Source organism: Mesorhizobium helmanticense, assembly GCF_003034915.1.
GTDB lineage: Bacteria > Pseudomonadota > Alphaproteobacteria > Rhizobiales > Rhizobiaceae > Mesorhizobium > Mesorhizobium helmanticense.
This window is the reverse complement of the sequence record NZ_PZJX01000073.1, coordinates 1-14,852: the sequence shown is the minus strand read 5'-3', so window position 1 is coordinate 14,852 and position 14,852 is coordinate 1. Positions and strand designations below refer to the sequence as shown.

13 protein-coding genes and 1 pseudogene are annotated in these 14,852 nt (G+C 58.1%); 10 read left to right on the top strand and 4 right to left on the bottom strand.

What is annotated here, in order from left to right:
• On the top strand, positions 1-935 hold a 935-nt coding region (locus C9427_RS32235; RefSeq protein WP_107653017.1), incomplete at its 5' end, for a M24 family metallopeptidase.
• A 59-nt stretch (positions 936-994) separates the two neighbouring features.
• Here the strand turns inward: C9427_RS32235 and C9427_RS32230 are convergent.
• The 3 genes and pseudogenes from C9427_RS32230 to C9427_RS32220 all read right to left on the bottom strand — a co-directional run bounded on the left by C9427_RS32230 (position 995) and on the right by C9427_RS32220 (position 3,951).
• A pseudogene (locus C9427_RS32230) lies at positions 995-2,187 on the bottom strand (glycine C-acetyltransferase).
• 74 nt (positions 2,188-2,261) lie between these two features.
• Positions 2,262-3,221, bottom strand: coding sequence for an aminotransferase class IV (locus tag C9427_RS32225; protein ID WP_245437261.1), 960 nt, complete (start codon positions 3,219-3,221; stop codon positions 2,262-2,264).
• Between the two features lie 274 nt (positions 3,222-3,495).
• Entirely contained in the window at positions 3,496-3,951 is a 456-nt protein-coding gene (locus tag C9427_RS32220; protein WP_107653010.1) for an Lrp/AsnC family transcriptional regulator, read from the bottom strand.
• 248 nt (positions 3,952-4,199) lie between these two features.
• On the opposite strand from C9427_RS32220, the gene C9427_RS32215 reads away from it, so the two are divergent.
• Positions 4,200-5,381, top strand: coding sequence for a M20 aminoacylase family protein (locus C9427_RS32215; RefSeq protein WP_107653009.1), 1,182 nt, complete (start codon positions 4,200-4,202; stop codon positions 5,379-5,381).
• Between the two features lie 406 nt (positions 5,382-5,787).
• On the top strand, positions 5,788-6,762 hold the full coding sequence (gene ehuB, locus C9427_RS32210) for an ectoine/hydroxyectoine ABC transporter substrate-binding protein EhuB (protein WP_245437260.1): 975 nt from the start codon (positions 5,788-5,790) through the stop codon (positions 6,760-6,762).
• Positions 6,763-7,169: 407 nt separating this feature from the next.
• Here ehuB and C9427_RS33970 read toward each other — a convergent pair whose 3' ends face one another.
• A complete protein-coding gene (locus tag C9427_RS33970; protein WP_146172632.1) occupies positions 7,170-7,406 on the bottom strand; it encodes a hypothetical protein in 237 nt (78 codons plus the stop codon).
• Between the two features lie 78 nt (positions 7,407-7,484).
• On the opposite strand from C9427_RS33970, the gene ehuC reads away from it, so the two are divergent.
• The 7 genes from ehuC to C9427_RS32170 all read left to right on the top strand — a co-directional run bounded on the left by ehuC (position 7,485) and on the right by C9427_RS32170 (position 14,322).
• Entirely contained in the window at positions 7,485-8,150 is a 666-nt protein-coding gene (ehuC, locus tag C9427_RS32200; protein WP_107653007.1) for an ectoine/hydroxyectoine ABC transporter permease subunit EhuC, read from the top strand.
• A gap of 2 nt (positions 8,151-8,152) precedes the next feature.
• Positions 8,153-8,821: an ectoine/hydroxyectoine ABC transporter permease subunit EhuD gene (gene ehuD, locus C9427_RS32195; protein WP_107653006.1), complete on the top strand. Its 669-nt coding sequence runs from the start codon at positions 8,153-8,155 to the stop codon at positions 8,819-8,821.
• Positions 8,821-9,645, top strand: a complete 825-nt coding sequence (gene ehuA, locus C9427_RS32190) for an ectoine/hydroxyectoine ABC transporter ATP-binding protein EhuA (RefSeq protein WP_107653005.1) — start codon at positions 8,821-8,823, stop codon at positions 9,643-9,645. The genes ehuD and ehuA overlap by 1 nt, the downstream gene beginning before the upstream one ends.
• Positions 9,646-9,816: 171 nt before the next feature.
• Complete coding sequence (locus tag C9427_RS32185) at positions 9,817-11,070, top strand: methylaspartate ammonia-lyase (protein ID WP_107653015.1); 1,254 nt, start codon at positions 9,817-9,819, stop codon at positions 11,068-11,070.
• A gap of 10 nt (positions 11,071-11,080) precedes the next feature.
• Positions 11,081-12,232, top strand: a complete 1,152-nt coding sequence (locus C9427_RS32180; RefSeq protein WP_107653014.1) for a CaiB/BaiF CoA transferase family protein — start codon at positions 11,081-11,083, stop codon at positions 12,230-12,232.
• 133 nt (positions 12,233-12,365) lie between these two features.
• Positions 12,366-13,268 carry an HpcH/HpaI aldolase/citrate lyase family protein gene (locus C9427_RS32175; protein ID WP_245437259.1) on the top strand — a complete coding sequence of 301 codons (903 nt, stop codon included), beginning with the start codon at positions 12,366-12,368 and terminating at the stop codon, positions 13,266-13,268.
• 127 nt (positions 13,269-13,395) lie between these two features.
• Positions 13,396-14,322 carry a LysR family transcriptional regulator gene (locus C9427_RS32170; RefSeq protein ID WP_107653012.1) on the top strand — a complete coding sequence of 309 codons (927 nt, stop codon included), beginning with the start codon at positions 13,396-13,398 and terminating at the stop codon, positions 14,320-14,322.
• Positions 14,323-14,852 lie beyond the last annotated feature (530 nt).

The window sequence follows — 14,852 nt, the reverse complement described above, 5'->3', positions numbered from 1 at the left end:
CTATCATCGAGAAAACGTGGATCAAGGAAATCAGATCCTGGCCTTCGCCTCGGCCCGAGGACGAAGGCACATCTCTCGTTGTCGCTGCGATATCCGACCTGCCCAGGCGACACGGACGGGTCGGGGCTGAACTTGGTTTCGAACTGCGACTGGGAATGCCGGTAACGCAATTGAATGCGATCGTCGGCGATCTGAAAAGCGTCGAGATTGTTGATGGCGCAAGCCTCATTTGGCAGCTCCGGATGATCAAGAGCGCGGCCGAGGTCAGTAAAATCAAAAAGGCTGTCGACATTGCGGGTGCCGTATACGCCCAAGTACCCGATTTCGTAAAAATCGGCGATACTGAACGGACGATCTTTCGCGAATTCCGCGGTCGTCTTAATATGGGAGGCGCCAGCGCTATCCCGACTCTCATTTGCAGATCCGACGTCGGCGGGCCTTTCGAGATTACGGGCGGCCCACGGGATCGGCCGATCGCTGATGGCGACCTGCTCTTCATCGACACGGGTACGACCTTCGACGGGTATTTCTGCGATTACGATCGCAACTACCAGGTTGGCAGAGCCACAGATGCCCTGCGGTATGCCCACGAGAAGGTGTGGGAAGCGCACGAGATTGGGCTTCAATCGGCAACAGCAGGGGTTACGGCCGGATTTGTCTTTGAACAGATGGCCAAGGCACTCTCTTCGGGTGGGGCCGACCTCAATAGCAACGGGCGCATGGGGCATGGACTTGGTTTGCGGCTGACCGAACCGCCGTCAATTCGACTGGAAGACAATACAGTGTTGCAGCCGGGCATGGTGCTCTGCATCGAGCCTGCATTGGAGTACGAGCCCGGGAAAATCGTCCTGCACGAGGAAATTGTGGTGGTCACTGAGCGAAAGGCCCAACTGCTCACAGCTCGGGCGCCGAAGCAGCTAGCGCGGATACGCTGATGGGATTCCAGGCTTTCGCCAAAATTCCTTTGGCGGCGAGGGGAGTTAGCGACCGCCAGTCATATGATCGAAAGTTCCCCCGCTACCTCCGCAAACGCCTCGACCGCCCTGTCGATGTCGGCACTCGAATGCGCCGCCGACATCTGCGTGCGGATGCGCGCCTGGCCTTTTGGCACCACCGGGAAGGAAAAGCCGATGACATGGATGCCGCGCTTCAGCATGCGCGCCGCCATCTCCTGCGCCAGCGTCGCCTCGCCCAACATCACCGGAATGATCGGATGGTCGGCGCCGGCCAGAGTGAACCCGAGTTTGCCCATCTGCGACCGGAACCGCGCCGCATTGGCATAGAGGCGCTCGCGCAAGGCATCGCCATTGCGGATCAGCTCGAACACCTTGATCGAGGCGCCGGCGATCGCCGGCATCAGCGTGTTGGAGAACAGATAGGGTCGCGAGCGCTGGCGCAGCCAGTCGACCACTTGCCTCTTGCCTGAGGTGTAGCCGCCGGAAGCGCCGCCGAGCGCCTTGCCGAGCGTGCCGGTGATGATGTCCACCCTTCCCTCGACGCCGCAATGCTCGGCCGAGCCGCGGCCGTTTTTGCCGACGAAGCCGACCGCATGGCTGTCGTCGACCATGACCATGGCATCGTATTTGTCGGCAAGGTCGCAGACACCCTCCAGGTTGGCGATGATGCCGTCCATCGAAAACACGCCGTCGGTGGCGATCAGCCGGAAGCGGCAATCCCTGGCTTCCTGCAGCCGCGCCTCGAGATCGGCCATGTCGTTGTTGGCGTAGCGGAAACGCTTGGCATTCGACAGCCGGACGCCATCGATGATCGAGGCGTGATTCAGCGCATCCGAGATGATCGCGTCTTCCTCGCCAAGCAGCGTCTCGAACAAGCCACCATTGGCGTCGAAGCAGGAGCCATAGAGGATGGTGTCTTCCAGCCCAAGGAAGGATGAGATCGTCGCTTCGAGCTCCTTGTGTTCCTCCTGCGTGCCGCAGATGAAGCGCACCGATGCCATGCCGTAGCCATAGCGGTCCAGAGCCTGCGCGGCCGCCCTTCGCAGATCGACGCTATCGGCGAGACCGAGATAGTTGTTGGCGCAGAAGTTCAGCACCTTCTCGCCGCCGACCTCGATCTGTGCCGACTGCATCGAGGAAATCACCCTCTCGGATTTGTATCGGATTTGTAGAGGCCGGCCGATTTGAGCCCGGCAAGCTCGTTGAGATGAGATATAAAGGCGTCGGTCATCGGCAGACTCAGGGCAGTAAGCCCTCCCCGCGGGGCCCGCGCGGGGGAGGAACGTTCGACAATGTGTCGCGGTACTATGCGTAGTTTACCGCGGTCGACCATGCCGGATCGGCATGCTTCTCCCAATACAGGTCTGTCAGCTGGCGAGTCAGAGCGGCAACCTTACCGTCGCCGATGACGGTCTCGTCAATCTTGGACACCGGCATGATCCCGCCCGCTGTAGACGTGATGAAGACCTCATCGGCGCCCTTCAGCTCATTGCGATCAATATCGCCGGCGCTGACGGATAGGCTCAGTTCGTCGCATAGATCGAACACGGTCTGCCGGGTAATCCCAGCAAGGACGCCATAGGCCGGCGTCTTCAAGCAGCCGTCCTTGACGGTGAAAACGTTGAAGCCAGGCCCCTCGGCAATGTTGTCGTTGATGTCGACGATCAATGCGGTTTCGGCACCGTAGTCATATGCGTCGAACAGGCCCTTCACCAGATCGAGCCAGTGATAGTTCTTGATGGTCGGATCAATCGACCTGGGCGGGATCCGGACGGTGTTGCTGATGGCGACATGCAGGCCGCGCTCCAGCTGTTCCTTGTTGGCAACCGATCCGAAAGGCACCGCGAACGCGATGAACCTGTTCTCCGACTGGCGCGGGTCGCGGCTAAAGGTGGGCGAACCGCCTCGCGTGCAGATCATTTCGACATAGGCCGACTTGTGCCCGGACAGCGCCACGCATGTCGACAGGATCTTTTCGATCTCAGTGCGGTTGTAGGGAAGCTTCATGCGCAGCTTTTCCATCCCGCGGAAGAACCGGTCCAGGTGCAGGTCCAGCCTGAAGAACCTCCCGTTCCAAACATGAACGGTGTCATAGGTGGCGTCGGAATGCAGAAAGCCCCAGTCCAGAACGGACAGCTTGGCTTCAGACATCGGCAGGTACTGACCGTCCATGAAGGCTACGCCATGTGGATACTGCCGTTGATCCCGGTGCCGTTGCTCGATGGCTGGAAGAGCCGTTGCAGGTTCGGCTGCAGCAAGTGTCATTCCTAAGTCCTCCAAATCTTGACAATCCAGGCGCTCGGCACACCCGTTTACGATTTGTCGCCGCAGAACCGCTAAGCGACCCCACATCTCGGCAATTCAAATGTTGGCGCACCACAGACCGCAGCCACGCCGCGCGTGCTAAATGTCGTCGGCGCGATCGATTACCAAATTCGCAGATCTCGATGCACTAATGGCGATCAAACCGGGCCTTAAGCCGCAACGCACGCTTCAAAAAGGGGACAGGAGTGGTGGAAACCCTCAGCCTTATAACAGCCTACAGCAGTGTCCGGGGCTCGAACTTCACACGGTCCAGCGCAATCATGCTCTTGAACTTGCGGACATTGGGATTTGTGTAGAGTTTCGTCTTTACAAAAACGTCGAAGGCCTCGACGTCCTCCACAGCGACAATCAGAACAAAGTCGGCATCGCCTGTGACCATATAGCATTGGGTGACTTCTTTTGCCGCCCTCATTGCTCGCTTGAAGTCATCGACAAGATCTAAACGCTCACGATCAAGCTCCACCGTTACGACCACGGTCAGCGACTTCCCGACCGCTTTGGGGTCAACCAGGGAGATATCAGCGGTGATAACGCCGTCGGAACGTAACTTATTCACGCGACGCATGCATGAGGCAGCGGAGGATCCCACGAGGTCCGCCAGCTCAGCGAAAGACAGCCTGTTGTTTTTTTGCAGGGCGCCAAGGATCCGCCGGTCAAGGTCATCCATCATCTCAATACCCTAGAGGCGAAACTGCGATTGGGGAAAGCGATCCGAAACGCTCGTGGCAGCATTGGACGCTCGATGAAACGCTACCCCGTTCAAAAGGTGCCAATAGTGCAATCGTCGGGGAAATGCGACCGTTTCGTTTCACCGGAATGCAAATTTCGCCCAAACCATTCCAAACGCTTAGGGCATTCTGCACATGGTGCCAACCACGGCCCCGAGATGGCCGCCAAACTTTGTTGAATGGAGCCAGCATGCACTCAGTCGACGAGTTTTGTCAGCTGGCCGACGAGGTCACGGCCTGGCGCCGGCACCTTCATCAAAACCCCGAACTCGACTTTGCCGTGCACGAGACGGCACGGTTTGTTGCAGACAAGCTGGCGTCCTTTGGAATCAACCACATTGAAACTGGCATAGCCGGCACCGGCGTAGTCGCCCTGATCCAGGGCGAGGGTGGCGAAGGGCCGACCATTGGCCTGCGTGCAGATATGGACGCCTTGCCGATCCATGAAGCGACGGGAAAGGATTGGGCCTCGAAGATCACCGGGAAGATGCACGCCTGCGGCCATGACGGCCATACGGCGATGCTACTTGGTGCTGCAAAGCACCTTGTCGGGCAGCGGAACTTCAGGGGCACCGTTGCCTTCATCTTCCAGCCGGCTGAGGAGGTTGAATTGCCGTCGGGTGGATTCAAGATGGTCGAAGACGGCTTCTTGGACCGCTTCGGCATCTCCCAGGTCTTTGGGATGCATAACTGGCCCGGTATCGATGTGGGCAACTTCGCCATCTGTGCGGGGCCAATGATGGCTTCTCAGGACGATTTTGACATCGTTGTAAAGGGCCGTGGAGGGCACGCAGCTGCTCCACACCTAACAGTCGATCCGGTTTTCATCGCCGCTCAAATAATCACTGGCCTGCAGGCGCTAGTGTCACGCCGCACTGACCCAATTGAGTCACTGGTCATTTCGGTGACTAAGCTCCACGCTTCAAATGCGTATAACGTGATCGCTGACGAGGTCGAACTCGCGGGGACCGTCCGCGCTCTAGCAACTCACCTGCGCGACTTCGCCGAGACGCACCTCGAGACGACCGCGAGAAGCATCGCGCAAGCCTTCGGCGGCGATATCACCTACCGTTATCGCAGATCGGTTCCGGCCACCATCAACGATGCCCAAGCCACTGCTCTTGCAGTTCGCGCCGCGAGCGGCGCCAGCGGTGCCGAAGGGGTCGACGAAAGCCTGAAGCCGGTTATGGGCGCCGAAGATTTCGCTTACATGCTGCAGGCGCGCCCAGGCGCTCTAATTTTCCTGGGGAACGGCGACTCCGCCGCGGTTCACAATGCCGCATACGACTTCGATGATGCGGCAATCCCGTTCGGAATTGCCTATTGGGCTAACATTGTGGAGGCAGCACTCGGTGTTGGCAATGAACGATAAGGCATTTCAAATATTGCCGATTTTTGCGCCAGACGTTTTACCCATCCAATGTTTTTGGCTGAATGCTATGCAGAGCGTGCTCCATGATGCCGAAAGGTTGAACACGCCACCGGCGTCGCATTAACAACGTTGAGGCGGGATTCGGGAGCGTAGCGCATCTGGCGAGCGCCAGACGTTGCCACGCGGACAGCCCCCGGGGTTGGATGGAGTCGCACATCGGAAGCAGAGACTTGCGGCACCATCTCGCTTCGAGATGAAGAGAATATACAAACAGAATTTGACGGGAGGCCGGTCCGCGAATGATGTTTAGAAGAAGGCATGTCCCACGTGTTCTACGTGCAGCTCAGCCTAGAACGAGATCTACGTGAAACACGGCAGGCACCTTGGCATGTGAGAAAAGCCCGCAATGGATTTCCAAGCGGGTGGCCACTTCACCGATCGGTATCGCGGCGATGCTGAGCGGCGGCCACTCGGCTCCGAGGATAATAAGTCGCCGCAAATGTCAAAAACAACAATGTCAGAAAAGAGGGTGAATATAATGGGTAAGTTGAAACTCAGCACGTTGATTGCAGGTCTCGCGCTCTTGGTGGGTACGTGGACTACCCACGCCGGTCCACTAACCGATCGTGTCAAGGCAGGACAAGCAATCAGAATAGGCTTCTCCAATGTTCTGCCCTTTGCGTATCCCGACGATCAGGGCCACCCAAAGGGGTTCGCAAACGAGATTGCCCTCGGTGTCTTGAAGAAAATGGGATACTCAAATGTGGAGACAACCGTCACCGACTGGGGAGGCCTAATCCCTGGGCTTCAGGCAAGCCGCTATGACATTATCACGGGCGGAATGTACATCTTGGGGCCCCGATGCAAGAGCGTCGCTTTCTCCGAACCTATCGCGAAGCTCGGCGATGGCTTCATAGTGACGGCCGGCAATCCGAAACACGTGAATACCTACAAGGATATCGCTGAGAAAGGGGCGATATTTGTGACGTATGCTGGATCCAGCACAATCGCAGCCGCCAAGAAAGAAGGGATTGCGGAGGACAAAATTATGGTTGTCCCCGGACCTTCGGAAGTGCTCGCCGCAATCAAATCAGGGCGTGGCGATGCTGGAAGCATGACCTATTTGGAAGCCAAGCTCATGGCAGACCAATCGAATGGCGAAATCCAAGCTACCGATCCTGCCGCTCTCCCGGAGTGGACCTACAATTGGGTTGGCCTCGGTTTCCGCTCCGAAGACGCAGACTTTCTGGCCAAATTCAATGAGGCTCTGAAGCAGTACATCGGATCTGAAGAGATGCTGAAATCTGTTGAAGAGTATGGGATCGTAGCTTCCAGCCTTCCAGGTGACGCGACAACCAAATGGATTTGCTCAAATCGTTAGTTGTTTTGTTACGGTGGGCCCTTAGGGGTCCACCATTGCTCGTCACTTGGACGGAAGACAGAAGTTTGTGGTGAGCAAACGGTTAGACCGGAGAGGGCATCATGATAGCCGTCTTGGAGCTCCTGAGTTTCAAGGGAGTCGGTCGCATCGAGCTGGCGAACGTTCCGGCTGGCTTCGACGGCCGTGGAGGCGTGCCCCGGCGAGAAGAATGCCTCGCGAGGCTCTTGGTCTACGGCTGCGGTCTGGGATGTTGCGTACCGGACTGGCTAGGACGACATCGGGCGCGTCGTGACCTGTTGTGACGACCTGGTTCCCGGGTTGTATACCAACCGCCTCGGCTTCACTACCAGAGGCATGGACATCACCGAAGCACGTTGCGAAAATATCCAGACCCCCGAACGGACGGACTACTTCGATAACAAATGGTCCGCTTCGCCAAAGACATTCACTACGACACCGACATGACGCAAGAGGACACGGCGAGGGTCGCCGGCGCAGCCTACCACACCGTTGCCGCGATGGGTCAGGCGGTCCTTGCCGCGCTTCAGCCGGGTCGCGCTGACGCGGGCGCCGCGCCTTGTGGCGCCGGCGAGGCCGACCAGAACATCGAGGGCGCAACCCCAGAGCGCACCATGCCGGCACAAAGATCTCTGCAGCGGGTTGGCACTTGGGGCCGCCCGATTGTACTATCATAGAGGGGATATCCCCAGTGTAGCGAGCCGATGTCCTATTTCGAATTTCTTGTCGCCCATGGGGACCTGCTGCTAAGTGGCACGCTGGTTACGGCGATGCTGGCTGCGGTTTCGATCGCGCTGGCAATCGTACTGGCGCTTACCGCAGGCCTGATGCGGCTGGCGCCGGCTGGCCCCGTTCGCTGGGTCGCCACCGTGTATATCGAGTTCTTCCGCGGCACGTCGCTGCTGGTCCAGCTCTACTGGATTTTCTTCGTCCTGCCATTGTTCGGCCTCTCGCTGGACAAGTTCACAGCGGGCTTTATCGGCGTTGGCATGAACCTGGGAGCATACGGGGCGGAGCTGGTTCGCGGGGCGATCCTCTCTGTCCCCAAGGGACAGTGGGAGGCAGCCTTGGCGATCAACATGTCGCCGCTGACGCGCATGCGACGTATCATACTTCCGCAGGCTCTCGTCATTATGCTACCCCCTTGGGGCAATCTTCTGATCGAGCTTCTTAAGGGAACAGCCCTGGTCTCATTGATTTCAGTCGCCGACCTAACGTTCCAAGCCAAGCAGATAAATGCGACGACTTTCATGTCGGCGAAGGCTTTCGGAACGGCACTAATCATCTATTATGTCATGGCCCGTTTCATCATCACCCCCTTAATGCGTTGGCTTGAACGCTCTATGGCTCGCAAGCTGGGAAGGGCCTAGCGATGGCCGATTGGGACTGGGATTTCACCTGGGAAATTCTCCCCCGCCTGCTGGCGGCCACCGTAAATACGCTCTTGGCAGCCGGCATCGGTTACATCATCGCGATGTTCCTGGGGCTCGCATTCGCGCTGGCGCAACGCACGCCCTCCAACACATTGACAATGGCGGTGCGCGAGGCGGTCGAATTCATCCGCTCTACGCCCTTGGTGTTGCAGATATTCTTCGTCTTTTACGTCGGGCCGGAGTTCGGCGTTGTCCTTTCGCCATGGGTAGCGGGCATGATAGCCATCGGGCTACACTATGCGGCTTACCTTTCCGAGGTGTACCGCGGGGGTCTAGAAAACGTGCCTCAGGGCCAGTGGGAAGCGGCGACCTCGCTCAATCTGTCGACGGCGCGTACCTATTTCCGCATCATCATTCCCCAGGCGCTGCCGCCATCCATAGCGGGCATGGGAAATTACCTGGTAGGCATCTTTAAAGACACGCCCGTGCTGTCGGTCATCGGCGTTGCGGAATTGATGCAAACCGCGAACTCGATCGGCTCGGAAAATTATCGCTATCTTGAACCCTACACCATGGTCGGAATCATCTTCCTCTTGATCTCCCTGCCATCGGCCGCCCTTCTTCGCAGCTTCGACGCTTGGGTTCGCCGCAAACTCGGGATGAACTGATGGAACAGGCAGAAGACCTTTCCCAATACCCGCTGGAGCTAACCGGCAAGAACGTTCCGATGGTGCGATTTAAGAAAGTCGCCAAGCGTTACGGCTCCCTGACTGTTCTCGAACACCTCGATCTCGATGTCGCAGAGGGCGAGATGGTGACGATCATCGGGCCGTCTGGTTCGGGCAAGACCACGGTGCTGCGCACGCTGATGACACTGGAGCGCATCAACGAAGGCGTGATCTACGTCGACGGCAAGCCGCTCACCCACATGGAGAAGGACGGCAAGCTGGTGCCTGCAAGCCAGAAGTATCTAAGAGCAATGCGCTCGAAGATTGGGATGTGTTTCCAGCATTTCAACCTGTTCCCACACATGACGGCCCTGGAGAACTGCATGGAAGGGCCGGTGCACGTACTGGGCATTCCGCGCAAGCAAGCGCGTGAGCGCTCGGAGGAACTGCTCGAGATGGTCGGCATGGCCGACAAGCGCGACCAGCATCCTTCACGTCTGTCCGGTGGGCAGCAGCAGCGCGTGGCGATCGCTCGAGCACTTGCGATGCGGCCCAAGGTCATGCTCTTCGACGAGGTGACTTCCGCCCTGGATCCTGAGGTCATCGGCGAAGTGACGAACGTCATTCGCCGGCTGGTGTCGGATTACAATCTGACCATGCTAATGGTCACGCATCAAATGGGATTTGCGCGCGATATTTCAGACCGTGTCTGCTTTTTCTACAGGGGGAGAATTGAAGAACAGGCGCCCCCAAGCGAATTGTTTGGTGATCCAAAGAGCGACCGCACCCGGCAGTTTCTTTCAGCCGTCAAGGAAGCGGTGTAGGCCTTTAAGGCAAGCAGGGTAGACGATTTCGCTCAGGCCATCTTAAAAAGTGATGGCTATGATCGGGCCATTATATTGGCGGCTTCAATTGCAGATGTTGCATACTTTGCGTGACGCAATTCGTTGACCTCGCCAGCCACTGATAAGCTGGCCAATCTCGGCGGCAAAAACGTGCGAATCAAAGACGTTCTTTTAACGCCCGGCAGCGGCGCCTTTTTCTACGATGATCAAGCGGCCATCAGGGCAGGAGCCCGACAGGACGGTTTCATCTACGTTGGCGAACCGCTGTTGCCCGGCTTCCGGTCCATCCGTATTCCCGCAGCATCTGTCAGCATTGGCCTGATCCTTGAAGATGATACGGTCGTCTGGGGCGATATGATGGGGGTCCAGTACTCCGGCGCCGGCGGACGCGACCCTTTGTTCGAAACCGCATCGATCATTGAGATCGCTTCAAAAGTCGTTGTTCCCCGGCTGCGGGATGTTGATTCTTCGCGGTTTCTGGATGCCTGCAGCGAGGTTTTCGTTTTTGAAAAAGGCGAGCGGCTGCCCCTCTCAATCGAATATGGGGTGAGCCAGGCCCTTCTCGGCGCCGCCGCCCACGCTGCCCGCAGAACCATGGCCGAGGTCGTATGTGCCGAACTTGGCCTGCCGCTCCCCAACCGAAGGGTGCCGATCTACGCCCAGAGCGGCGACGCCCGCGAAATCAACGTCGATAAAATGATCTTGAAAGCCGTGGATGTACTCCCTCACGGCCTCATCAATTCGCGCAGCAAATTCGGCGTTGGTGGGGAAACGTTTTTGGATTTCGTCAAATGGGTGGCGCACCGCGTCAAGCAAATCGGCCAACCAGACTACTCTCCGGTGCTGCATTTCGATGTGTACGGCTGGATCGGTATGGAGATCGGGCTCGACGTTCAGCGCATCGCCGACTTCATCAGCAAGGTTGCTGATGCGGTTCCGAAGTTCACGGTGAATATCGAATCGCCAGCCGACTTCGGGTCTACCTCGGCGCAGGTCGACAACTACGCGCAGATCGTTGGCATTCTGGACTCGCGTGCGTCGCGTGCGCGCATCGTTGTCGATGAACGCTGCAACACACTTGAGGATGTGCGTCTATTTGCGGAAGCGAAGGCGACCCATCTCGTGCAGATCAAGACGCCGGACGTGGGCTCGATCGCCGATAGCGCCCGCGCAGTGCTTCTCTGCAAAGAAAACAACGTGGGCGCCTATGTGGGAGGCAGCTGCAGCGAGACGGATCTCTCCGCGCGGGCGACGGTTCACATTTCGGTGGCAACGCAGGCGGACATGATGCTCGCGAAACCAGGCATGGGCGTCGACGAAGGCCTTTCCATTGTTGGCAATGAACAAAATCGGTTGCTCGCCATGCTTGATCGACGTCGGCCACAAAACCCGAAAGCCGCGTAGGAAGCGCCTGATGCTAAACAGTCTCAAGGACATCACGGTTGTGGCGGTCGAACAGGCCGTTGCAGCGCCCTACGCATCGTCTCGCCTTGCTGACGCCGGCGCCCGCGTGATCAAGGTCGAAAGGCCCGAAGGGGACTTTGCCCGAAACTACGACAAGCTGGTGCGGGGACAGAGCGCTTACTTCGTCTGGCTCAACCGGGGTAAGGAGTCGGTCTGCCTGGACCTGAAGTTGGAGGCGGATCGCGCCGTCCTGGACGCCCTCATTGCCGGTGCAGACGTCTTTATCCAGAATCTGAAGCCGGGCAGTATCGAAAAACTGGGTTTCGCGTCCGCGGATCTCCGTCGACGTTTTCCGCGGCTGATCACCTGCGACATCTCTGGTTTCGGGGACACAGGGCCGTATTCGCATTTGAAGGCTTATGATCTCATCGTCCAGGCTGAAACAGGTTTGTGCGCGGTCACCGGCAACCAACAGGGGCCCGCGCGTGTAGGGGTCTCGGTTTGCGACATCTCGGCCGGCATGACAGCGCACAGCGCCATTCTTCAGGCATTGTATCACCGCGAGGTCACCGGAGAAGGAACAGGCATTCAGGTGTCACTGTTCGATGCCGTCGCCGACTGGATGAACGTGCCGGTTCTGCAAAACGACTACAGCGGCTACCACACGGTGCGCGCCGGCGTGAAACACCCGTCGCTCGCGCCGTATGGCGCCTATCGCTGTGCCGATGGCAAAGAGGTCATCTTTTCGGTTCAAAATGATCGCGAATGGGTGAATTTCTGCGAGAAGTTCCTGAAGCAGCCGGAGCTCACACGCAGACCTGGTTTTGCTGACAACATGGAGCGACTCGGTAACCGTGCGAAACTTGATGAGATCATTGAACGGCGGTTTTCTGAACTTTCCTGCCACGAAGCGATGCAGGAGCTTGAGGCGGCCGGCCTTGCATATGGCCGACTGAACGAAGTGGTGGATGTTTCAAGGCATCCACACATTCGCAGGGTTGAGGTTGGCACACCTGAAGGAACGGTCGAGACGATAGCGCCGGCAGCGATTTTCAACTCGGAGCACCCCGCGCTGCGCCCAGTTCCGGCTCTTGGCGCTCATACCGAGGCTGTCCGCGAGGAGGTTCTGGTGCTTTTGCGCGAAAGAGCCGCATCAGCGTGAGGGCGCGTCTGAGTAGGGGGAGTGCGCTCGCGGTTTGCGAAAAGCCTGTGTACCTCGGATCATCTCAGCGGGGGACCACCCCAGCAAACCTGCTGCCGTCACGCTCGCTAAGATTGATTGCAGAGGCGACTCCATGATCAAGGACACCTTTCCGGCCGTTGAAAGCGCGATGTCTGTACCTCGCTGGAGATCCTTGCTCTTCGTACCCACTCACGTGCCGCGATTTGTGGAGACGGCCCATGAGCGGGGTGCGGATGGCGTCATACTCGACCTCGAGGATTCCGTTCCCCAGGATCAGAAGGGAGAGGCACGGCGGCAGCTTCCTGAATGCGTGGCAAAGGTGGGCCGGAAGGGCGCATCTGTTTTGGTCCGCGTTAATCATGGTTTGCGCGCTCTGGCGGCCGATCTCGATGCAGCAGTGATAGCGGGCGTTGACGCGCTTGTTCTTCCGAAGACGGATTCCGCAGAGTGGGTATTAGAGATCGCGAATGCGGTTTCAGAACTTGAACGGGAAAGAAATCTTGCGACGGGACGCATCCGGTTCCTCGCTCAGATCGAGACTCCGGGCGCCTTGCAAAGGCTCGCGGCCATTGCGTCAGCGCATCCAAGGATGGTCGCAATGGCGCTTGGTCCAGAAGACTTCAGTGCCGCTGTTGGCGGCGCCCCGGAGTTCGACTTACTGTTGGCGCCGAACCTTTCTGTTCTGTTTGCCGCCCGTGCGGCCGGCTTGCTCCCGCTAGGCTTCATAGGAAGCATCGGCGAGTTATCGGACACGCATAAACTTCGTCAAGCCGCGGTGCATGCGCGGCGGCTAGGCTTTGCTGGAGCCTTGGCGATCCATCCGACACAGGTGGCCATATTCAATGAGGCTTTCTCGCCAAGCGCCCAGGAACTCGAGTGGGCCCGTAAGGTCGTCGCGGCGGAAAATGAAGCCGCGACGCGTGGCGTCTCTGCATTCTCGTTGAATGGCAAGATGATCGATCCGCCAGTGGTGCGGCGCGCCCACGAGATCCTGGCTCTCTCCAGCAATAACTGACCCTATAATCAGCGGCCGGACAGGCGGTTTTGAAACCAGTGCGACAGTTTTGTGGGCTTGCCTGCCATCTCGTTTCGAGATAGATATAAAAGCACTGGGTAACATGCCCCGGGTGGATTTCTTCATAGTGGACATCAGGCAGTTAAGATATTTTGTCGGCGTCGTCGAAGCCGGCAGTTTCACGAAGGCAGCTGCGACCCTCAACGTTGCTCAAAGCGCTCTAAGCCTGCATGTTCGTCAACTGGAAGAAGGATTCGGCACACAGCTGCTGGTCCGCGACAGGACCGGTGTCAGCGTCACGGCGTCGGGAGACAAGCTGCTTGAGCGCGCGCGGGTTATCCTGAAGGAAATTCAGCTCACTGAGGCCGAATTGACCAACTCGGTGGCTGCTCCTTCCGGAGAGGTGACCATTGGCATTCCGTCCGGCGCCGCTCGCGTCCTCAGTGGTCCCCTGCTTGAATCGGTAAGAAGCGAATTGCCGAGGATCTCGCTCAAGATGATCGAGGGAATGACGGGACCGCTAGAGGAGTGGATGGCTGCTGGCCGTTTCAATCTGGCTGTCCTCTACCGCACTGCCGAGAGCGTTGGGCAAATGGCGGTGCTGGCCCGCGAAGAGTTTTGCCTTGTAGTTCCGCCTGGTCAACCGCCCTTCGAAGATTCAATAGCGCTCGCCGACCTGCACGCATTTCCCCTGGCGGTTCCCATGCGCAACAACAATGTCAGGCGTTCGGTAGCTGATGTCGTTGCCCAGCATGGTTGTGTTCTGGACGTCAGGTTCGAAGTCGACTCCCTTTCCACGATCATCAATATGGTGATGGAAGGAAAGGCGTATTCCATCCTTACCCCGTCGGCCATTCAAAAAGAGGCGTCTCAAGGCCTGGTCCGAACGGTCAAAATCATTGATCCAGTGATCACCCGTTCCGTTGTGCTTGCCGTGAACCCGAAAGATGAGCGCTCTCCAGCCGTCTCCGCGGTCCGCAAGCTGATCCCCAAGGTCGTAAGGACTTTGATCGAGGGTAAGCACTGGTCAGCCACGGTTCCGGACCACGTTTAGGAGATCCTTCGCTGCTGCGTTGCGGTATCAATAGCAGGCAGGCTGTCCTGTGATCCTCAAAGATAGCTGAAGAGACACCGAGTACTGCCATGTAAACATTGTCGAAGCCCTGTGCCAGTGGAAGGAAGAGCAGGTGGCAAAAACTCCGCGTGGCAGTTTTATTGCGGGAGGGTGCGGCGCAGATTTCTGAGCACCTGCTCAGTTCGCCAATTGTGAAGGTCTTGAGCTTCACCGGATCCACCAAAACCCAAGATCGATCCACCCGACGACCCCACACGGAGATGGGACTCGATGGCAAACGCGCGGCGAATCGAGGGCATGCAACATCTGGTCACGGCGCCCACATCGAGACCGATGGGACCCGCCTAGAGAGGCAGGGCTATTACTGGCCGCCAACCATCCTGATAGGAATAGCTATGAATGCGAAAGTGCTTCATGACCTTCCACCGATGGGATAGTCGCCCCGAAGACGGTCAGCAGAGATCGACGCGAGTGTGCACCGACGACAGTGGTCAGACCGCGCTCAGGGC

What these genes read in the sequence shown, in the direction of transcription:
- C9427_RS32225 (WP_245437261.1), bottom strand. Translation starts at nt 3,221, where the DNA reads ATGACACTTGCTGCAGCCGAACCTGCAACGGCTCTTCCAGCCATCGAG.
- C9427_RS32220 (WP_107653010.1), bottom strand. Translation starts at nt 3,951, where the DNA reads ATGATGGATGACCTTGACCGGCGGATCCTTGGCGCCCTGCAAAAAAAC.
- C9427_RS32215 (WP_107653009.1), top strand. Translation starts at nt 4,200, where the DNA reads ATGCACTCAGTCGACGAGTTTTGTCAGCTGGCCGACGAGGTCACGGCC.
- ehuB (WP_245437260.1), top strand. Translation starts at nt 5,788, where the DNA reads ATGGATTTCCAAGCGGGTGGCCACTTCACCGATCGGTATCGCGGCGAT.
- ehuC (WP_107653007.1), top strand. Translation starts at nt 7,485, where the DNA reads ATGTCCTATTTCGAATTTCTTGTCGCCCATGGGGACCTGCTGCTAAGT.
- ehuD (WP_107653006.1), top strand. Translation starts at nt 8,153, where the DNA reads ATGGCCGATTGGGACTGGGATTTCACCTGGGAAATTCTCCCCCGCCTG.
- ehuA (WP_107653005.1), top strand. Translation starts at nt 8,821, where the DNA reads ATGGAACAGGCAGAAGACCTTTCCCAATACCCGCTGGAGCTAACCGGC.
- C9427_RS32180 (WP_107653014.1), top strand. Translation starts at nt 11,081, where the DNA reads ATGCTAAACAGTCTCAAGGACATCACGGTTGTGGCGGTCGAACAGGCC.
- C9427_RS32175 (WP_245437259.1), top strand. Translation starts at nt 12,366, where the DNA reads ATGATCAAGGACACCTTTCCGGCCGTTGAAAGCGCGATGTCTGTACCT.